Origin of the sequence: Bartonella sp. AU16XJBT, from assembly GCF_028618665.1 — a bacterium.
Lineage (GTDB): Bacteria > Pseudomonadota > Alphaproteobacteria > Rhizobiales > Rhizobiaceae > Bartonella.
Window position 1 is genome coordinate 67,956 of record NZ_JAQITF010000004.1, and the last position, 20,866, is coordinate 88,821.

Consider the following 20,866-nt stretch of genomic DNA (forward strand, 5'->3'; position numbering starts at 1 on the left):
GAAGGAAAGGTTTTGATATGTTAAAATCAATTTTAAAAGTGGCCGTCGTTTCAGCGATTGGTTTCAGTTCGGTGGCTTGTACGACAAATGATGAACGCGTTGCACGTTACGGTGTTGGGGGAGCAGCAATCGGTGCTTTGGCTGGGACTGCTATTGGTGGAAGTACTGCTGGAGCAGCGCTTACTGGTGCAGCATTTGGTGCTTTGGCTGGAACAGTAACAGGGGCGGCTGCAAATCAAAAAAGACAACAAAAACAGGCATCACAATTGTGCACGTATCGTGGTCGTAGAGGACATGTTTACCAAGCACCTTGTGCGCAAAGAGTCCCAGTACAACAATTATGTACTTACCGTGATGCAAGAGGGGTGATGTATAAAGCACCTTGTCCGCGCCGCGTTCGTTAATGGCGGTGCCATTGCTGCGGCTTGACCGCATTTTCTTAAACGTGGGGACAACGCCTTTGCTCAACCAGGCATGTTTATCGGTTGAGCAGAGAGCACGTATCGCCTTGGTGGGCCGTAATGGTTGTGGAAAATCGACTCTGTTAAAAATTGCCGTAGGAATATTAGAGCCTCATGGTGGCGAAATTTTTCGCCACCCTCGGGTAACACTTCGTTATGTCGCTCAAAATCCGGATTGTTCAGGTTTTGAAAATATTAACGCTTATATGGAAGCGGGGTTGAATGAGACATCTGATGTCCAGTGGATCAATACACTTCGCACAAATTTAGGGTTTTCGGGGTCGGAAAAATTAGAAACGCTTTCGGGGGGTGAAAAGAGGCGTGTTTCATTATTACGGGCTATTGCAGCCAAGCCTGATATTTTGTTCTTAGATGAACCAACCAATCATCTTGATTTACCAACCATTGAATGGTTGGAAGGAGTTTTGTCTTCTTTGCCTTCAGCGATTGTGGTGATTTCCCATGATCGGCGATTTTTAGAAAATGTTACACGTTCAACGGTATGGCTTGATCGTGGCACAACCAAAAGACTGGAAAAGCGTTTTTCAAAATTTGAGAGTTGGCGTGATAAAGCACTGGAAGAAGAAGCCATCGAGCAGCATAAATTGGGGCGCCAAATTGCCCGTGAAGAGCAATGGTTGCGTTATGGTGTGAGCGCACGGCGTAAACGTAATGTACGGCGCTTGAGCGAATTAAAAAACTTAAGACAGCGTCATCAAACTTATAAAGGGCAGCCGGGAAGTGCACTGTTGAGCGCGGTTAAAAGTCATGACTCTGGTCAATTGGTGCTCGAAGCAAAGAAAATTTCAAAATCTTATGGTGAGCGCGTTATTGTGAAAGATTTCTCTTTACGCATTCAGCGGGGTGATCGAATCGGTTTGGTAGGGCCTAATGGTATCGGAAAGACAACGCTCCTTTCCGTATTGATTGGGCAAGAAGCTGTGGATAGTGGAACGGTGAGGCATGGCTATAACCTCTCCATGGCATTGCTTGATCAGCAACGCATTATCAATGAAGAAGAAACTTTGGCGCATTATCTCACAGGGGGGCGGGGTGATACTCTTGTGATCAATGGGCAGGAACGGCATGTGGTTTCTTATATGAAAGACTTTTTATTTTTGCCGGAACAAGCGCGCACCCCCCTTAAAGAATTTTCAGGGGGAGAAAGAGCGCGTCTCATGCTTGCGCGTCTTCTTTCGCGTCCTGCAAACTTTTTAATTCTTGATGAACCGACCAATGATTTGGATATGGAAACTTTGGATTTGTTGCAAGAATTTATTGCTGATTTTGCGGGAACAGTGTTGTTGGTAAGCCATGACAGAGACTTTTTAGATCGTACTGTAACGCATATGTTGGCACCGGAGGGCGATGGTCATTGGGTTTTGTATGCAGGCGGCTATAGTGATATGGTGGCGCAAAATAAGCAGGCTCTCCGTTTACAACGCAAAGAAATAGAATTATCGCACCGTAAAGCATCTTCAAAATCTCGTGCAAGGGAGGACGGAAAACGTGTCCCATCAACAGATCTCAGTTTGGATAGTGCGGGAGAAAAAAGAACACGAGGCAAATTGTCCTATAAGCAGGTTTATGCATTGCAAAAATTGCCTGAAGAAATCGCTGTTTTGCAAAATGAAATAAAAAAAATTGAACAAGAGCTCTCTGATCCAACCCTTTATCGCCGTGATAAAGAGCGTTTTGAGCGTTTATCAACAACGTTGGAAAAAAAGAAAAATACTTGCACACAAAAGCAAGAAGAATGGCTAGAACTTGAAATTTTACGCGAAGAAATAGAAGCGCGTTCATGTTAATGTCTTAATATTCATCTAAGCATTTTAAGAGATTCGTATTATCTCATCACTTTAGGTCGAGTGTTTAAGTGTATTGAAGGACGACGCCAGTATCATAAATTTATAGTGTTATTAAATTTATAAAGAACAGATTTTGGCGACACACTTTTGACTGCAACTAAAAGTTATGGCGCTGGTTCTTGGGGTTTTTGAAGCGAACTTTACTGTTTATGTTTGGTTTTTTTGCACAATTCTTGATAAAAAAAATTATTGGTGCGGTCGTTTTGTCAAAATGTTCTGTATGCAAGGATGCTGGCACCATCACGCACTTTATTTAGCTTCTAATGTGCGATAATTCTTGCGTTTAAGAAGATTGGATTCATAGGAGGTATTTTAGTCTTTCTTAGTTTTTATCTCTACGTCGTTTCTCGCTTGTAAGCCAACCTAGCTTGTGATGTGCAAGAGATGTAATTTTATGATTTAAAATAAGAAGATTTGAAATGAGGAAATCCTATGATTGTCGAAGTTCTTATTTAAGAAGGATAACGGTAAATTATCACTATGAATAAATATATTATAATGAGTGAATGATTTATCAACAGAGGGTCGTTTTACGGGGGCGGGAGAAAGGAACACGGGGAAAATTGTTCTATAAGCAGATGTAGGCATTGGAAAAATTGTCTGAAGAAATCACTGTTTTGCAAAATGAAATAAAAAAAATTGAACAAGAGCTCTCTGATCCAGTCCTTTATCACAGTGATAAAGAGCGTTTTGAGTGTTCATCAACAGCGTTGGAAAAAAATAAAAACACTTGTACACAAAAAGAATGGCGAGAATTCTTACGTGAAGAAATGGAATGTAAAAACAGGGAGTGCGAAGATTGCACCTTTTCGCAAGGTTTTCGTGTTGTTCTGCTTCATTGCTGTTTATCCTTATTGTCTCTATAAAATGCCATCATTGAGGGGAGGCATGGATTTATCCATGATCTTTTGCGTTGCGTAAAACAGAGTCCTTTGAAATGTTGTCATGTGAATTCCATGAAATGGTTAGGAGGGGCAAGAGATTTTAAGAAAAACTGGATAAACCATTATTGGCAAAATAGCGCGAGGAGAAGAGTATCCTTGAGGGAGGGGAACCAGTTGGTATATTTAAATATTTTGTGAAAACACTCTATAGCGTTTTACGATAGTGTTTTATCGTTTGTTTAGGATAAACCATTCATTCGGGAGGTGAGAATGTGATCTCGCCATTTGCCAGAAATCATGAGATAGTCTTTGGCATAGCCTTCTTTTTCAAAATGAAGGCGTTTTAATAAGAGTTCGCTTTTTATGTTCTCAGGTCTATAATTTGCCATCACTCTATGTAGGTGATAAACGTCAAAGATATGGTGTATCAGAGCCGATAAACTCTCAAACATGAGTCCTTTGCCTTACTGTTTTTCATCAAGAGAAAAACCAAGATGACAGGCTTGGAAAACACCACGAATTACATTTGTAAAGTTTACAACACCAATGATTGTGTTTTCATTTTTTAATCGTACGGCGTATCGGTAGGCTTGTCCTTTTGCGCTTTCACAAGAATAAGCATTGGCTCGTGCTTCCCAAGCTGTTAGGCTGTGGTCATCATCAGATCTTAATGGTTCCCAAGGATAAAGATGATTCGCATTACGCAGGTAATAAGCAGACAGTTCAGCGGCATCTTTTACACCGATTAATGTGGCAATTGTTCGTTTTGTTTTAATTGCCATCGTTTTCTCCTCCTAGAAACGTTACAATAACACGTTGATTTATCGTTCCAAATCATCATTTTCAACTTAAATCATAACATCGAATACAGTAAACTTTTCTCATCAGAGCATCTCTCACTTTAAAATCAATGCGGAATATTTTCTTTTCTGTCACAAAGGGGTTGGTGGATTGGGGGGGGTGTAAAGGAATGCTTCTTATGAAGTTCAAATAGCAAGGGCTGTCGCAACATTTTAGGGATGTGTGTAATGGTGCCCGATTTGCTCTTTTATGAAGCGTCAAGATGGGGCTGCTTAAGGGATTTTATACCCTTCATAGGGGATTTACCATTATATCCTTCACACCATTAATATTATTTACGGGGAATTAATATCATTGATGGAGACCACCGCGGAATGGGGGCGAGGGACGTTAAGAGATGCCTTGTTAAAATAAACACCTGCAATACAATAGCACTCTGTAATAATAGCGCTCTGTACACCGAAACTGCCTTTTTTCATACAATTTTTCAAATGGCTTTTTGTTTTTTGCAAAGAAGCCATTTCTTTATGAAAATTGTCCAGTGCATCAAACTGCTTCCTAAGACAATTTTCCTCGTATTGTTTCCTTTTGTCCTATCGTTGCGATTTGTTGATGGCATGGCTTGAAGATTTGATAACACGTTATGCAGCGATGATTCTCTTTTTATCAAGAAGTGTGCCAAAACGCTCAGTGTGAAGAGCGCGAAAAAGCGATGATATTTCTTACAATATTTTAGATATTAAGAGGGGGAGAAATCTTAAGGGGGCATTGTCTTTGCGTAAAAGTGTAACACTTCTGCTCTTTTTAGCATCAGCATTTTTTTTAATGTTTTTAATTTGGTTGCAATGATGCAATCGTTTCATAAGAAGCTGGTTATCTTATTTTAAAGGGAATTTACGGTTTAATCTGCAGCAGCTCTCTTGCCATGTGATTTGTGTAAAATCTATTATATTTCAAAGCGATCTGGTACTTTCATGTTTCTGTTTCACTGGATGTCTTAATAACGGGTTGCGCTATAAAAATAATTCTGGAGGCGACAAGATATCATGTCATTTCCAGTTATCTATACTTAAATTATTGATCATATTGATTTATAAAGATAATTTATATTTTTCATGTTGGGTGTCTTTTCAGAGTATCGTGAGATTTTCTCATTTTAAATATGTTTTTAGTTTAAAGTACTCAAAACGCTTTTGCTTGTACGCACAAGTGGGGTTGGCTTACAAGGGAGGACCCGTATGGATAAAAATGCCCGTATGGATAAAAATGATTGGAGAATAAGAATAAAAATGCGCTTTTCATGAATCCTTTAAAATGTGAGGGCTGTTGCAATTTTACGCATCCTGTGACCAGATGTCTCGTCACAAGTTACATGAATTGTTCGTTATTTTGCACAAACTGCTCACGGTTAGCAGAATTTTTGTGCATTCACGCATTTTTTTCCATTTTTCATTTTCTTAAGAAAATTTCTATTGGTGTTAACTCATCCCAAGCGCATTTTTATAAAGCTCAATAATGGCTTCTTCTTCCATTCGTTCATGCTCTTCTTTTTTACGCAACCGTATAATGCTTCGAACAGCTTTACTATCAAAACCAGAGCCTTTAAGTTCCGTGTATACGTCTTTAATATCATCAGAAATGGTTTTTTTTTCTTCTTCTAGTCGTTCAATCCGTTCGATAAAGGAGCGTAATTGGTTGACGGATATAGCGTGTGTTTGGTCGGTTACTGTATCATTCATTGTATTTTTCTCCAGGTTATATGTTTTAAGTTGTTTTTTCGACGACAAATTCATATTGGAAAAGCTTGAAAAACAAAAAATCAATCAAGCACCACAATTTTTTTACAAATTGACTTTAAATATTTTGTAAAATTTTTAAGATAAAATTTTTAAAATATATGCATTGATAAAAGGGCTATAAAAAGAAAAATATATATTTTAGACTTTGAAAGGCTTTTGAAAAAAGATGTATGATTTGTTTTGAGAATTGGCATTATAGAGGAAGTTTTGTGATTTTAAAAAGACAATATTGGGTGTTTGAGACAAAATTAAAGGTTTTTTTCTTGAGCATTTTGCTCTTGTTTCCCCTTGTTGTTTGTGCAAAAGCTGATTTTAGGGTGTGTAATACAACCCAACAGTCTGTAGGGGTTGCTCTTGGATATCGTACGTTTTCAGGGTGGGTGAGCGAAGGCTGGTGGGTGGTTCCCGTGACAGAATGTAAAACCTTAATCGAAGGACCTCTTGCCTCACGGTTTTATTATTTTTATGCGGAAGGAGCACAAAAAAAAGGAAGCTGGGCTGGCTCCGTAACCATGTGTGTGCAAGATAGCCAATTTACCATTCAAGGGGTTCATGATTGTTTTCCTCGAGGATATCAAAAGGCTGAGTTTAAGGAAATCGATACCGGTAATCAAACCAGTTGGATGGTACAGTTGACAGATGATTCCTTGTTCAACAATTCAGTTGTTCCTTCTTTTTCAGGAAATCCTCCACCGTGAAACGTGCCCGTAAAGTAAAAATTATTGCGACTCTTGGTCCTTCTTCTTTTTCTCGTTTAATGATTGAGAAGCTTTTTAGGGCAGGAGCAGATGTTTTTCGACTTAATATGAGTCATACGGATCGTGACACAATGGAGGATTTGGTCAAGTCTATACGGGAGGTTGAAAAAGTTGTTCAACGGCCCATCGGTATTTTGGTGGATCTTCAGGGACCGAAACTGCGTGTTGGTCGTTTTGCAAAAGGTCAAGAGGATTTGCGTGTTGGGCAAAGTTTTACGTTAGATAATCGCGATGTCGCTGGTGATGCGCAGCGTGTTTTTTTCCCTCATGAGGAAGTCTTTTCGGCACTTAAACCAGGGGATCGCTTGTTAATTGATGATGGAAGGGTGGAACTGCGTGCTGAAGTGTGTGATGATCATTTTGTTCAGTGTCGTGTGGTTTCTGGAACCCGTATTTCTGATCGAAAAGGTGTGAGTTTTCCGGATACAATTTTGCCTTTTGATTCGATGACCTCAAAAGATAAGGCTGATCTTCAGGCTCTGTTACAGCTGCCTGTTGATTGGGTTGCCCTTTCTTTTATCCAGCGTCCAGAAGATATTATAGCGGTGCGCAGGCTAACGAAAAACAAGGTGTCTTTGATGGCTAAAATCGAAAAGCCTCAAGCCTTGGAACATATAGAAAAGATTATTGAAGTCTGTGATGGTATTATGATTGCACGCGGAGATCTCGGTGTGGAAATGCCTTTGGAAAGGGTTCCAGCACTTCAGATAGAGCTGATAAAAGCTTGTCGTTTAGCTGGAAAACCTGTTGTGGTGGCGACACAAATGCTCGAATCAATGATCACATCTCCTGTGCCAACGCGTGCAGAAGTATCCGATGTTGCTACAGCGGTTTATGCTGGAACAGATGCGGTGATGTTGTCGGCTGAATCGGCTTCTGGTCGTTATCCGGAAGAAGCGGTTCTTATGATGGACAAAATCGCACGGCAAATTGAACAAGATCATACTTATGCTGCTCAAGTTGGCGCACAACATCCAGCACCAGAATCAACAGGAACGGATGCGATTTCTCTTGCAGCACGTCAGATTGCTGAAACACTTTCACTTGCCGCTATCGTTGCCTATACGGCTTCAGGAACAACGGGTGTGCGCGCCTCTCGTGAGCGTCCCAATAGACCGATTATTGCTTTATCTCCCATTGTGGAAACAGCACGGCGTTTGGCACTCGTTTGGGGGCTTCATTGTGTGGTTACTGCGGATGCAAAGAATTTAGAGGATATGGTTGATCGTGCAGCTACCATTGCCTTTCAGGAAGGTTTTTGCCAAGGAGGAGATCGCTTCCTTGTGACAGCCGGTGTTCCCCTTGGAACGCCTGGTGCAACAAACCTTTTGCGTATTGCCTCTGTCTCTCAAGATGGAACGAAAGGGATTTGATCCGTTTACGCCTAGTGTTTTTTCATGTGTCTTTTAAACAGGTTTTAGGAACAACGGGTGTGCGCGCCTCTCGTGAGCGTCCCAATAGACTTCATTCATTGCTTTGATCTTCCCTTGTGGAAACAGCACGGTGTTTGAGCATAAGATTCTGGCGCGGGATGCGGTGATGTTGTCGTTTTATCTATTGAATTTGTCTTTCGTTTTGAAGATGTTGTGCTTATGGGGCATTTAATGCGAGAAATTCTTTAATCTCATTGAGGCATGGGATTACTTTATTGGGCCCGCTTCCGAGCGGGATATTCATTGATCATGACAATTCATTCTTTTGCTGTTTGAATGAGAGCTTTAAAATTTTTCTCACTTTTAAGCTTTTATGCGTGGGTGAAATTTTTGCAAATAGAATTGAATCAAATTATGTGTCTCAAAAAGTCATGAAGGTCAGGCATGAGAATAAAGTGATGGGTGAATGTGTTTTTAAAAATATGCTTTTCGTGCGTCGTTTTTATGTAAAAGCCGTTTGCTTTATGCTTTGTTGGATTGATCATCACTGTGATTTTTTTTGAGAATGATGGATGTTGGTTTTGGTCGTTTGTTGTGCGAGATCCCTTATTGGAAGCATGATGATATAAGGCGACCTCTTTGATATATGACGTGTTTGTGTGTCAGCAAAATATTCAAGGATGGGCTTTTTGATCGGGCTTTAAGTCAATTTCATGCGTGCTATGCGTGATCAGTCATTGGAATCCTCGTTCGATAAGAAATCAGACTGTTTATGGGGGTGATTTAAGAATTTTTATCCTATGAGGCGTAGAAGGCAAGTCAAATCGCAAGTTTATTCATGGAGCTGATGTGTGTTTAGAAGTCTTCCTGTTCTTGTTCTTGAATGTTCGTGCTGTTTTGATCATCTTTGAGTAATTGATTGGTGAGCTTTTCAATGCGTTGTGTGGTATCACGCATGATTTTTCCCATGGTGTGCTCCTTTTCATGGTGAAGTCTTAAAAGAGCATCGTAGTCTTCTTGTAACTTTTTATTTTCTCGTTTTATTTCTTCCATTTCATCAATAATCATGATGCCCGCCATTACCGATAAACGATGATCACCAATTTCACCAAAATTTTTCTTTAAATGGGTGATATATTGATCCAATTGAGCGGCAAGCGCAATAAGATGACGCTCTTGTCCTTTATTACAAGCCATGCGATAATTTTTACCATCAATGGTAACGGAAACTGTTTCCATACATTCAAACCTTTATCTATCAATGACGACACGAATCGTTTCCATTGCTTTAATAAGACGTTTGGAAACTTCTTTGTTAACAGATTCTAAGCGTTCAATTTGGGCTTCAGCTTTGTCAAGCGCTTGGGCAAGATGGCTGCGGTCAGCATTCATTCGTTGAATTTCTTCTTCCCATTCGTTATTTTTATCAATAACGGCGTTGCGGTTTATTATAGTGATCTCTAAGGTCCTAAGTGCTTTTTCTAGGTGTTCTAGAGCATCTTGTAGAACCGTAGTCTCTTGGTTCATGCTTTTGTCCTTTGGGTAATTGTATCCTTTATCAATGCGTTATGCAAAAACGAATCACTTACATTCTTATATTGTGTGTGTTTTATTTTTAAGTATGTAGGATATTTTAGCAAGCAAAGCAGGGGTGAGATATAAATTAAAAGCTGGATTTTTTGCGCGTGTTGGCATAAATGACATGGATATACAGGATGCGTGAGGGGAATGTATTATTAATGTTATTGAAGTGGTGACAAAAAGTCTCACGCTGATGGTTAAAAAATAGTTTTCTTAAGGAATTTTAAGAGAATACGGAAAAAGCAACAAAATAACGTATTTAACGAAATGGTCGATTATTCATGACAAATACCCTCCAACAGAATCAGATGGCCAATGCTATCCGTTTTCTTGCTATTGATGCGATTGAAAAAGCGAATTCTGGTCATCCCGGTTTGCCAATGGGAGCAGCCGATATTGCTACGGTTCTTTATACACAATTCCTTGCTCATGATCCTAAAAATCCTCGTTGGCCTAACCGTGATCGTTTCGTCTTATCAGCAGGACATGGATCTATGTTGCTTTATGCTCTGCTGTATCTTTCTGGTTATGAAGATATCGGTATTGAGGATCTTAAAAATTTTCGCCAATTAGGGGCAAAGCTTGCGGGGCATCCAGAATATGGGCATGCGGCAGGAATTGAAACAACGACGGGACCTCTCGGACAAGGGTTGGCTAATGCTGTGGGGATGGCTCTTGCAGAACGTCTGCAAAATGCCCGTTTTGGTGATCTTGTCAACCATTATACTTACGCGTTGGTAGGGGATGGATGCCTGATGGAAGGGATTTCGCAAGAAGCAATTTCCTTGGCAGGGCATTTAAAACTCCACAAGCTTATCGTGTTGTGGGATGATAATAATATCTCTATCGATGGAGAAATTTCTCTTGCCGATAGCACAGATCAGAGTGCGCGTTTTAAGGCATCTGGTTGGAATACACTCAAAGTCGATGGACATAGCCAAACAGCAATTGCACATGCCATTGAGGAGGCGAAAAATTCTGATAAACCAACTTTAATCGCTTGTAAAACAATGATAGGTTTTGGAGCACCTAGTAAAGCTGGAACCAATAAAGTTCATGGATCACCTTTAGGTGTGCGAGAAATTGCTGAGACCCGTATCGCCTTGGGGTGGGAGGCGGAGCCTTTCGTTATTCCAGCCGATATTCTCGATAATTGGCGCTTAGCAGGCCTTAATGCTGCTAAAAGGCGACAAAAGTGGGAAGAAAAATTGAGCAATCTTCCTGTCTCAGAACGGGTGGAATTTGAACGATTGATGCGTGGTGATCTCGTGGGTGGATTTGATGGAGCTGTCGATGCTTATAAACAGAAACTTGTTGAAGAGTCTCCTGTTGTTGCTACGCGTAAAGCTTCGGAAATGGCTCTTGAAGTGATCAATGAAGTTGTTGGTGAGACTATTGGTGGGTCTGCTGATTTAACGGGTTCTAATAATACAAAAAGCAGTCAGATGAAAAGTATCTCTGCGAATGATTTTTCAGGACGCTATGTCCATTATGGCATTCGTGAACATGCCATGGGTGCTATAATGAATGGGCTTGCTCTTCATGGGGGCTTTATTCCTTATGGGGGAACGTTTTTATGCTTTTCTGACTATATGCGTCCTGCGATGCGTTTGTCTTCTCTTATGGGATTGCGGGTGATTTATGTCATGACCCATGATTCTATCGGGCTTGGAGAAGATGGTCCGACCCATCAGCCCGTAGAACATTTAGCTTGCTTACGCGCTATGCCTAATCATCTTGTGTTCCGCCCTGCTGATGCTATGGAGACAGTCGAGTGTTGGCAATTGGCTTTGAAAGCACGCGGGACGCCTTCCACCTTGGCTTTGAGCCGACAAAATTTGCCGCTGCTGCGTCAAGAATATGAAGAAGAAAATCTCTGTATGCTTGGGGCTTATGAATTGTTAACGGCCAGTGATGAGGCGCAAGTGACACTGTTTGCTTCCGGTTCGGAATTGCAAATTGCGGTCAAAGCACATGAAGTCTTAGAAGAAAAAGGCATCCCAACACGTGTGGTTTCTGTGCCTTGTTTTGAGCTCTTTTCTCAACAGTCTTGTTCCTATCAACGGGCTCTTATTGGAGATGCTCCGATTAAAATCGCCATTGAAGCGGCCATTGCCCAAGGATGGGACCGTTTTATTGGCTGTGATGGTGTGTTTATTGGTATGGAGGGCTTTGGGGCAAGTGGGACAATTGATGCCCTTTATGAACATTTTGGTATTACTTGGGAAAATGTCGTTGCTACCGCTGAAGGAGAGCTGGAAAAGATCAAAGAAGAAAAAACAAAATGACAGCTTGCGTTGTCATCAGTGGAGGTGCTTATAGGGCATCATATTTTGTGCACTGTTGTGGATAGTGTTGTGTATTATTGTGGATAAGTGTTTGATTGATCAAGGTCTTAACGTCTTGGGAATTCATGGTTTGGGATTGGAAAATGCCCATTTGTTGTGTTTTAAATGTTGTGCTTTAAAAAATTAAATGAGGAAACATGTGAAATGACAGTTCGTGTTGCAATTAATGGGTTTGGTCGTATTGGACGCAATATTTTACGGGCGCTGGTAGAAAGTGGACGAAAAGATATTGAAGTCGTCGCAATTAATGATTTGGGATCGGTGGAAACAAATGCCCATTTGTTGCGCTATGATTCAGTTCATGGGCGTTTTCCTGGAGACGTTAAAGTGGTGGGGGACGCCATTGATGTGGGGGGTGGTTTAATAAAGGTATGCGCAGAGCGTGATCCTGCACAATTGCCTTGGAAAGATCTGGATATCGATATCGCGTTGGAGTGTACGGGCATTTTTACGGCGCGGGATAAAGCAAAGGCTCATTTGGATGCAGGGGCAAGGCGTGTTCTGGTTTCCGCACCTTCAGAAGGCGCAGATCTGACGGTTGTCTATGGGGTTAATCATCAGTCTTTAAGCGGAGAACATCGCGTTGTTTCAAATGCTTCTTGTACAACCAATTGTTTGGCGCCTGTTGCACAAGTTTTGCACAACACGGTGGGCATTGAAAATGGATTTATGACAACAATCCATTCTTATACCGGTGATCAACCTGTGTTGGATACCATGCATCGTGATCTTTATCGGGCGCGTGCGGCCGCTCTTTCGATGATTCCTACCTCAACCGGGGCAGCAAAAGCTGTGGGATTGGTTTTGCCAGAATTAAAGGGATTGCTTGATGGGGTATCGATTCGTGTTCCAACCCCTAATGTTTCTGTGGTAGATTTGACATTTACTGCTAAGCGTTCCACAACAATTGAAGAAATTAATACGGCTATTGCAACTGCTGCACGAGGTTCACTCAAGGGCATTTTAGATACTACGCAAGAAAAGCTAGTGAGTTGTGATTTTAATCATAATCCGCATTCAGCGATTTTTCACAATGATCAAACCAAAGTGATTGATGGTAAACTCTGTCGTGTTCTGGTTTGGTATGATAATGAATGGGGCTTTTCTAACCGTATGAGTGATACGGCGGTGGCTTTTGCCAAGACAATGTAAATACTCTAAGAAGGACCTTCGGGTCCTCTTTTTATAGGAAAAAGCCTCGTTTTTGTACAAATTAAGGCGCATTCTTTTGAGAAAAATAGAGAAAAGTTGTTGTTTTTATGCGCTAGAGAGAAGATGCTGTTAAAGAGTGATGGTATTTTTTAAAGTGCAAGCCAATATATGCTTTTAAAAGCCGCTTGAAAGAGTAAACTTTGAAAAAGAAACATCTGAACGAGACAACGTTTGAAAAAACGTCAGAAAATAAAAGACGTAAACTATTTTGCATAAAAGTAAAGGGGCGTTTTAGTAGAAATAAAATTGAGCCAATGCATTTGTCTGCAACAATGGATTATGAAAATTAAGAACAATGAGAGGCTTTTGTACACTTGATGATGGAAGCTTTGGATTTTCAGGCTGATAGTGAGAGAAGAGTGATTTGTCGTGAATTTCTTTTATGAAAAAGTAAAGGTGTGGCATACACAAGTAAAGTAGGGGCATACAAAAGCAAAGAAGAGATTTTAGAGGAAAGAAAATTAAGCAGGTTTGTTTGATGCGTTTTTATTTGAAACAATGGAAAGTGAAGAGGAAACAGTGATGGTGTTTCGTACGCTTGATGATGTTGATGTTTTGGGCAAACGTGTTCTTGTGCGCGTGGATTTTAATGTTCCTATGGCACTGGGAAAAGTTTGTGACGAGACGCGTCTTGTACGCCATAAAGAGACACTCGTTGAGCTGCAAAAGCGTGGTGCTAAGCTTATTCTGCTTTCTCATTGTGGTCGCCCCAAAGGAAAGGTAGAGCCGGAATTTTCACTCCGCCCTGTTGTACCAGTGCTGGAAAAGATTATCAATCAGCTGGTTGCTTTTGCTCCGGACTGTATTGGCTCGGTGGTGCAGGTGGCGGTGGAGGCATTGCAAAACGGGGGTGTTTTACTACTCGAAAATGTTCGTTTTTATGCCGGTGAGGAAAAGAATGATTGTTCTTTTGCCGAAGCTTTGGCCCATAATGGGGATCTTTATGTCAATGATGCTTTTTCGGTTTCTCATCGTGCCCATGCTTCGGTGGAGGGAATAACGCATTTGTTGCCCTCTTATGCGGGGCGATCGCTGCAAGGTGAGTTGCAGGCCTTAGAAAAAGGACTTGGAAATCCAATGCATCCTGTCGTTGCCATTGTGGGAGGGGCAAAAGTTTCCAGTAAGCTTTTTGTTCTTAATCATTTGGTAGAAAAAGTCGACACCTTGGTGATTGGGGGAGGGATGGCCAACAGTTTTTTAGCTGCGCAAGGTATCCATGTGGGAAAGTCACTGTGTGAACACACATTGATGGAAACGGTCAAAAAAATCATTAAAAAAGCGCAAGAGTGTCACTGTACACTTCTGCTTCCTGTGGATGCTGTCGTTGGATTTCGCTTTGAAAAAGATGCTCCACATCGTCTTTATGATATTGGCGATATTCCTGAAGATGGCATGATATTGGATATTGGGACGCGCTCTATTGCGCATATCAATAGCGTGATAGATAAGGCTGCTACCCTTGTGTGGAATGGCCCCCTTGGTGTTTTTGAGATGTCTCCTTTTGATAAAGGGACAATTGCCGTTGCACGCCATGCCGCAGAACGCAGTCTGATGGGCAAATTGGTTTCAATTGCGGGAGGAGGCGATACGGTTTTTGCCCTTAATCATGCTGGTGTTGCCAATGATTTTACTTATCTCTCAACTGCTGGAGGGGCTTTTTTGGAATGGATGGAAGGGAAGGTTCTGCCTGGAATTCTTGCCCTTATGCAGCCTTAGAGGGATTATTTGAAAAGCAGCTTTAAAGCTGTGTGTCGTTCCTATAAGGTGAGTTTAAGCGTATTGCACACTTTTGGAAAATTTTAAGACGAAATAGAGAAAATAAAGAGGAATTTTTTATGACTGAACGGCTTGAAGATATTGCACTTTCTCTTGTGCAGGCGGGTAAAGGTATTTTGGCGGCAGATGAAAGTACGGCGACCATTGGAAAGCGTTTTACAAGCATTGGTGTTGAATCCAATGAAGATAGGCGCCGTGCTTATCGTGAAATGCTTTTTAGTGCAAAAGAAGCTATGGAAAAAGCTATCTCGGGAGTCATTTTATTTGATGAAACCATTCGACAAAAAGCATCAACAGGGCAAATGTTGACGGATCTTATTCGTGATGCAGGCGCATTACCAGGAATTAAAGTTGATACGGGTGCGAAACCCTTAGCTGCTTTTCCCCAAGAGACAATTACCGAAGGGTTGGATGGTCTTCGTGAACGGTTAAAAGACTATTATGCTTTGGGCGCGCGTTTTGCTAAGTGGCGGGCGGTGATTGCCATTAATGCAGATACTTTGCCAACAAGAGGCGCCATTAATCAAAATGCACAAGCCCTCGCACGTTATGCTGCTTTATGTCAGGAACTCAATATTGTGCCGATTGTGGAGCCGGAAGTGCTGATGGATGGACCGTCGTGTCAGCATTCCATTGCACGTTGCTTTGAGGTGACAGGCGCTGTTTTGACAACTGTCTTTAAAGAATTATTTGAAGCCCGTGTTGTTTTAGAGGGGATGATTTTAAAACCCAATATGGTGATTGATGGCAAGGATGCGCGCAAGGCTGGTGTTGAAGAGGTGGCTGAAAAGACTGTCCATGTGCTTAAACAAACTGTCCCTTCTGCTGTTCCAGGAATTGCTTTTCTCTCTGGTGGGCAGTCAGATCAGGAAGCAACGGCGCATTTATCAGCCATGAATTCTTTGGGCGCATTGCCTTGGAAATTGACCTTTTCCTATGGACGTGCTTTGCAAGCGGCTGCTTTAAAAGCATGGGCTGGAAAAGATGAAAATATTGCTGTTGCACAAAAAGCATTTCATCACCGTGCGCAGATGAACCATCTTGCGGCTTTAGGACAATGGACAAAGAGCCAAGAAAAGGTGAGTGCTTGAATTGCCATAGACTTGAATTCCCATAAGGGGGCCGGTGATTGTCCTTGATGCAAACGCTTTGCTTGGCAGGAAGGGCAATCAAAATGCACAAGTTTTTGCATGGCCCATGCTCCTTGATAAAGAATACAGATTTTTTTGCAATTTCGGGATTGGGGTATGCTGACTTCTGAATGGATAGTGCTAATGGATGGACCGTCGTGCGGGCATTCCATTGCACGTTGCTTTGAGGTGACAGGCGCTGTTTTACAGACTGTCTTTAAAGAATTATTTGAAGCCCGTGTTGTTTTAGAGGGGATGATTTTAAAACCCAATATGGTGATTGATGGCAAGGATGCGCGCAAGGCTGGTGTTGAAGAGGTGGCTGAAAAGACTGTCCATATGCTTAAACAAACTGTCCCTTCTGCTGTTCCAGGAATTGCTTTTCTTGTCTTACGGGCAGTCAGATCAGGAAGCAACGGCGCATTTATCAGCCATGAATTCTTTGGGCACATTGCTTTGGAAATTGACCTTTTCTTAATCGACGTGCATTGCAAGCGGCTGCTTTAAAAGTATGGGCTGGAAAAGATGAAAATATTGCTGTTGCACAAAAGGCATTTTGTCATCGTGCGCGGATGAACCATCTTGCGGCTTTAGGACAATGGACAAAAGAGCAGGAGAAAATGAGCGCTTGAAGCACAAGCTATGCCTCAATGCGGGGAGATTTTGCATGTTTCTGGGTGATTTGGGATGTTCTCATTGTGATAAAAATGGCGAGGACCCTTTTAGGCTTGAAAGGTTTCTCAGAGCGTTTTCTTTTTGGATATTTTAAAAGTCTTTATAGGTTGCCATCGAGAGATAAGATTGCGGGAGAGGTGTGATTGTAGGAAGGGGAGATAGTGCTTTAAAGGAAACTTATGAATGTACAATATCTTCGTTGTGTTGTGGTTCGTGAGGTGGAGTCTTGTTTTTTGAAGTGAAAATCATAAAGTTGGTACTATCTTAAGAAGAGTTTGATATTGTGATATTCCTTCTTTTTCATGTTATTATTGCTTGTCATCAGCACAATCCATTTGAGTGCAGTCTCAAAGGTTGGGTAAGCGGGTCGATTGAAGAGTTGTGATTTCTGATTGGATTAGACATACAGCTTATGAAGCTTTTTTGCATCAGGATAGCTTCTTCTTCAAGGGGGTGTCTTTTTATTAACGAGCGGATTTAGTTGCTTTTGCTAACAAAAATGGATTGGCATCTCAATAAAATGCATGTTTTTTTGTTAAAATGAATAAATTTTTCTTGTATTTGTGATGCTATAATGGAAAATGACGCATTCTTATAAGACTTACAGTAGCGCGGCTGAAGAATAGAGGGGGGAGTCGTGAACGGCATATCTGCTAACAAGGACAATATCCAAGAGAAAAATCCAGATGCAAAAAAGAGTATTCCTTCAATTATAATACGTAAAGTATTCAATATAATACGTATAATATTAGCTGGGATATTTAGACTGTTTATTTTTACAATTTTTCTTATCATGTTCCAAATGCGTGGACTGGTTCATATCGCACTAAGCTTCATTGCGGGTGCGAGTGGACTCGCGTGCTTTTTCTTTTTTTTCGGATACCTCTTACAACGCCACGAAGCAACAGCCGATGAAGCTGGGATATCGCTCACATTACTCTTAGCAATTGGTGAAGGGGTTTTTTCTGTTTGCTCTCTGTATGCTATGTGGGGTACGACGCTCTCTTATTACGTTTGGCACCTGAAGGGTATGAACTTACTCTCTTTGAATAAATAGAGCGCACTTTGTTTGCACACAAATTAAAATGGGAGGCGGACAGCTTCTGAAATTCTTAATAATCGCTCTCCAAAACATGACATCAGATTTGCATTTAATGAAGGAATTAATAAGCTTTTATTCTTAAGATCAAGACAATCCTTACGGGACGCTTAACAGCGTTTTTACCCTAAGATACAAAAACAGCTTGTTTTGTCTTTTTCACGTGGCTTTGAAATCACGATATAAGAGGAAAGCTCTGTGCCTTTCTTACAATCACCCGAGCCATACCAATGCGCTGCTTTTGTTCCCCCAGAAAGCATGGTCCCACGTTCTGCTACTTGTGTTTCCAAACCATGGGATAAAACTTGAATACATTCAAGTGCATTTGCCGCTTTAGCAGCGGCAAGAATTTCTTCTTCCATAGCATTTTCAGTTCAAAAAAGATGAATGGTCTGCAATCATTTTATTTGAAATTTTTGTGCCCCATGAGAAAGGGGCTTATGCTGATCATTTCAAAATGACCTTTGAATTCAAAAACGCAACCATCACACTTTATAAGTGCTTCAGATCTATCTATTTCTGTTGGATGCGTTTTTAAATCACTCTTTAAAGTGCACTCTATTACAGCACAAAAAGCCTCATCGCTTAATGAGGCAATCGTTTTGTTTAAAATCTTTGTACCTCACGAAGATGAGGTTTTTACATACCAATATTACCAAAACGATTTTTGAACTTAGAAAGGCGACCGCCACGGTCTACAAGTGTTTGGGACCCACCTGTCCATGCTGGATGCGTTCTTGGATCAATATCTAGATTAAGGGTATCCCCCTCTTTTCCCCAAGTGGAGCGCGTTGTATATTGAGTTCCATCCGTCATAACAACGGTAATTTTGTGATAGTTAGGATGAATATTCGCTTTCATGCGTCAAACCTTTTGCGTTTATAGAATGAAAGAACACTTACTCTATTTTTTTAAGTGCGCTTCCTTTGTCTTTTTGATACATTGATTAAAGTATTTATTCCTATAGCTGAGCACGCATTAAAAAACAAGTGTTCAAGATACATCATTGTGTCACGTGTTATAAATCATTCAATATAGTGAGCGAAACCTTATGAATCTCCTCAATCATTCAGAAAAATCTGCAAATTCTTCAGCAAAAAAATCTTCATTGTCTTCGCTTGCAACTTTCGTCCCTTATCTTGTGCGTTATCGGTGGTTGTTTATCTTTGCCTTTGTTGCTTTGTCTGTTGCGGCCCTTGTCACACTGGCGTTACCTGTTGCCATCGGCAAAATGTTTGATCATGGTTTTTCCACTTCAAGCCATGGTTATATCAATTTTTATTTCTTTATTTTATTCGCTTTAGCTTTACTGTTGGCACTTGCTTCGGCTTGCCGTTATTATTGTGTCATCACTTTAGGAGAACGGATTGTTGCCGATTTACGCCGTGATGTGTTTGTTCATATTATGAAACTTTCGCCTGCTTTTTTTGATAAATCTCATTCTGGTGAACTTGTCTCAAGGCTCCTTACTGATACAACACAAATAAAATTAGCCGTTGGCTCAACCGCCTCTACGGCTTTGCGTCATCTGATTGTGGTGATCGGCGCAATTGTGATGATGGTGATCACCAATGCCAAATTATCCGCATTGGTGCTGCTTGCTATCCCCTTTGTTGCACTTCCATTGGTGGCTTTTGGACGCAAGGTTCGTACACGCACACGCGCGGCGCAAGATCGTGTCGCCGATGCTAATGCTGTTGCAACAGAACAGGTCAGTGCTATTCGCACGGTGCAAGCTTTTACTGCTGAAAAACTTGTTGCGACACGTTTTTCACAGTTGATAGAACGCGCTTTTCAGACAGCACGGGCTTCTGTAATTTTGCGTTCCTTTTTTACTGGTTTTGCAATTTTTTTGGTTTTTAGCAGTGTGGTTGCTGTTTTGTGGATTGGATCGCGGGATGTTTTGAATGGAACGATGACAGGGGGGACATTAGGGCAATTTGTCCTTTATGCCGTTTTTGGAGCCTCAACCTTTGCGCAATTATCAGAACTGGGGGCAGAACTCATTCAAGCCGCAGGCGCAGCTGAACGATTGGCTGAATTGTTGCAAGAACAGCCTATGATTTTAGCGCCAAAAGATCCTGTCTCTTTGGCAAAACCGGTTCGAGGTGAACTTGTTTTTGATCATGTTGATTTTACCTATCCTTCTCGACCACAAGAGAAGATTTTACGCTCGCTTTCCTTTTCTATCAAAGCCGGTGAAACAGTTGCTTTTGTCGGTGCTTCAGGGGCGGGGAAAAGCACACTTTTTTCTTTAATCCTGCGTTTTTATGACCCAACAAGTGGAAAAATTCGGCTAGATGGTCTGGAAATTGATCGCCTTTCTCTGCAAGATTTACGTGGTGCAATCTCTTATGTTCCGCAAGATATTGCTATTTTTGATGGTACATTGCGCGATAATATTGTTTTTGGGTCTGAAAATGCTATGGAAGAGGAAATTATTGCGGCCGCTAAAGCAGCCAATGCCTTTGAATTTATTGAAACTTTTCCTGATGGCTTGGATACACAAGTTGGAGAACGTGGGACCATGCTTTCTGGGGGGCAAAAGCAGCGTATCGGTATTGCACGGGCGATTTTAAGAAATGCACCGCTCTTGCTGCTGGATGAAGCAACATCTGCCTTAGATGCAAACAGTGAAAAACTTGTGCAAGATGCTTTAGAAGGCTTGATGCAAAACCGTACGACATTGGTGATTGCGCACCGTTTGGCAACAATTTTAAAAGCGGATCGTATTCTCGTGATGGATAAAGGCGCTCTTGTGGAAGAGGGAACCCATGCCGAACTTGTGGCGAAAAATGGCGTTTATGCTTATCTGGCAAAATTGCAATTTTCACCCGAATAAGGGCTCTTGATGAAAGAGTAGCCCATGGGGGGTGAATACCATGCTTTACAAGCAGAGGATTATCAAATTAAGAGCTCATGGGGAAAATGAGAGGCAAGCGTTAAGATAAAAAAGAGGGGCAAAAATTGAGGCGTTTCCTTCTTGAATTTTAGCTATTTTTTTCTCTGCTTGAGATGGAGCATTTTTTATAAAAAACGCTTTCTTTATGTAGAATATAAAATGATGCCCACTTAATCTCTATGAATTAAAGGGGAGAGCT

The 20,866-nt window shown here is 41.2% G+C and carries 15 protein-coding genes and 3 pseudogenes; 12 read left to right on the forward strand and 6 right to left on the reverse strand.

The genetic code is table 11. From position 1 onward, the window contains the following. Nucleotides 1-17 precede the first annotated feature (17 nt). The 3 genes and pseudogenes from PVV66_RS03465 to PVV66_RS03475 all read left to right on the forward strand — a co-directional run. Complete coding sequence (locus PVV66_RS03465) at nt 18-404, forward strand: hypothetical protein (protein WP_273718727.1); 387 nt, start codon at nt 18-20, stop codon at nt 402-404. Beyond that, nucleotides 404-2,269, forward strand: coding sequence for an ABC-F family ATP-binding cassette domain-containing protein (locus PVV66_RS03470; protein ID WP_273718789.1), 1,866 nt, complete (start codon nt 404-406; stop codon nt 2,267-2,269). The genes PVV66_RS03465 and PVV66_RS03470 overlap by 1 nt, the downstream gene beginning before the upstream one ends. Before the next feature lie 599 nt (nt 2,270-2,868). Next, a pseudogene (locus PVV66_RS03475) lies at nt 2,869-3,108 on the forward strand (ABC transporter ATP-binding protein); the annotation flags it as partial. A 344-nt stretch (nt 3,109-3,452) separates the two neighbouring features. Here the strand turns inward: PVV66_RS03475 and PVV66_RS03480 are convergent. Further along, nucleotides 3,453-3,995 (reverse strand): annotated as a pseudogene (locus PVV66_RS03480) (GNAT family N-acetyltransferase). A gap of 1,497 nt (nt 3,996-5,492) precedes the next feature. Further along, entirely contained in the window at nt 5,493-5,753 is a 261-nt protein-coding gene (locus tag PVV66_RS03485; protein ID WP_039760779.1) for a DUF2312 domain-containing protein, read from the reverse strand. A 230-nt stretch (nt 5,754-5,983) separates the two neighbouring features. Between PVV66_RS03485 and PVV66_RS03490 the strand changes: the two genes are divergently transcribed. Together PVV66_RS03490 and pyk are read left to right on the forward strand one after the other, a co-directional pair. Further along, nucleotides 5,984-6,511, forward strand: a complete 528-nt coding sequence (locus tag PVV66_RS03490; protein WP_273718728.1) for a DUF1036 domain-containing protein — start codon at nt 5,984-5,986, stop codon at nt 6,509-6,511. Continuing rightward, nucleotides 6,508-7,944 (forward strand): pyruvate kinase, encoded by a 1,437-nt coding sequence (pyk, locus tag PVV66_RS03495; protein WP_273718730.1) that lies wholly within the window; start codon nt 6,508-6,510, stop codon nt 7,942-7,944. The genes PVV66_RS03490 and pyk overlap by 4 nt, the downstream gene beginning before the upstream one ends. 855 nt (nt 7,945-8,799) lie before the next feature. Here pyk and PVV66_RS03500 read toward each other — a convergent pair. Together PVV66_RS03500 and PVV66_RS03505 are read right to left on the reverse strand one after the other, a co-directional pair. Beyond that, the gene (locus PVV66_RS03500) at nt 8,800-9,183 is read right to left on the reverse strand and encodes a cell division protein ZapA (protein ID WP_273718731.1); all 384 of its coding nucleotides are present in this window, start codon (nt 9,181-9,183) and stop codon (nt 8,800-8,802) included. Between the two features lie 12 nt (nt 9,184-9,195). Further along, a complete protein-coding gene (locus tag PVV66_RS03505) occupies nt 9,196-9,471 on the reverse strand; it encodes a DUF4164 domain-containing protein (protein ID WP_005774573.1) in 276 nt (91 codons plus the stop codon). Between the two features lie 335 nt (nt 9,472-9,806). Between PVV66_RS03505 and tkt the strand changes: the two genes are divergently transcribed. From tkt to PVV66_RS03535, 6 genes and pseudogenes are all read left to right on the forward strand, one after another. Further along, nucleotides 9,807-11,813 (forward strand): transketolase, encoded by a 2,007-nt coding sequence (gene tkt / locus PVV66_RS03510; protein ID WP_273718735.1) that lies wholly within the window; start codon nt 9,807-9,809, stop codon nt 11,811-11,813. Nucleotides 11,814-12,017: 204 nt separating this feature from the next. Continuing rightward, on the forward strand, nt 12,018-13,025 hold the full coding sequence (gap, locus tag PVV66_RS03515; protein WP_273718738.1) for a type I glyceraldehyde-3-phosphate dehydrogenase: 1,008 nt from the start codon (nt 12,018-12,020) through the stop codon (nt 13,023-13,025). Nucleotides 13,026-13,607: 582 nt separating this feature from the next. Then, a complete protein-coding gene (locus PVV66_RS03520; RefSeq protein ID WP_273718791.1) occupies nt 13,608-14,801 on the forward strand; it encodes a phosphoglycerate kinase in 1,194 nt (397 codons plus the stop codon). Between the two features lie 119 nt (nt 14,802-14,920). After that, a complete protein-coding gene (locus tag PVV66_RS03525; protein WP_273718740.1) occupies nt 14,921-15,952 on the forward strand; it encodes a class I fructose-bisphosphate aldolase in 1,032 nt (343 codons plus the stop codon). A gap of 177 nt (nt 15,953-16,129) precedes the next feature. Further along, a pseudogene (locus tag PVV66_RS03530) lies at nt 16,130-16,623 on the forward strand (class I fructose-bisphosphate aldolase); the annotation flags it as partial. A 680-nt stretch (nt 16,624-17,303) separates the two neighbouring features. Then, nucleotides 17,304-17,723: a hypothetical protein gene (locus tag PVV66_RS03535; protein ID WP_273718742.1), complete on the forward strand. Its 420-nt coding sequence runs from the start codon at nt 17,304-17,306 to the stop codon at nt 17,721-17,723. 164 nt (nt 17,724-17,887) lie between these two features. Here the strand turns inward: PVV66_RS03535 and PVV66_RS03540 are convergent, their stop codons facing one another. Beyond that, complete coding sequence (locus PVV66_RS03540; RefSeq protein ID WP_404977271.1) at nt 17,888-18,127, reverse strand: hypothetical protein; 240 nt, start codon at nt 18,125-18,127, stop codon at nt 17,888-17,890. A 277-nt stretch (nt 18,128-18,404) separates the two neighbouring features. Next, on the reverse strand, nt 18,405-18,626 hold the full coding sequence (rpmE, locus tag PVV66_RS03545; protein ID WP_005774581.1) for a 50S ribosomal protein L31: 222 nt from the start codon (nt 18,624-18,626) through the stop codon (nt 18,405-18,407). Between the two features lie 190 nt (nt 18,627-18,816). Here rpmE and PVV66_RS03550 point away from each other — a divergent pair, with 190 nt between their 5' ends. Next, nucleotides 18,817-20,607, forward strand: a complete 1,791-nt coding sequence (locus PVV66_RS03550) for an ABC transporter transmembrane domain-containing protein (protein ID WP_273718745.1) — start codon at nt 18,817-18,819, stop codon at nt 20,605-20,607. Nucleotides 20,608-20,866: the final 259 nt, after the last annotated feature.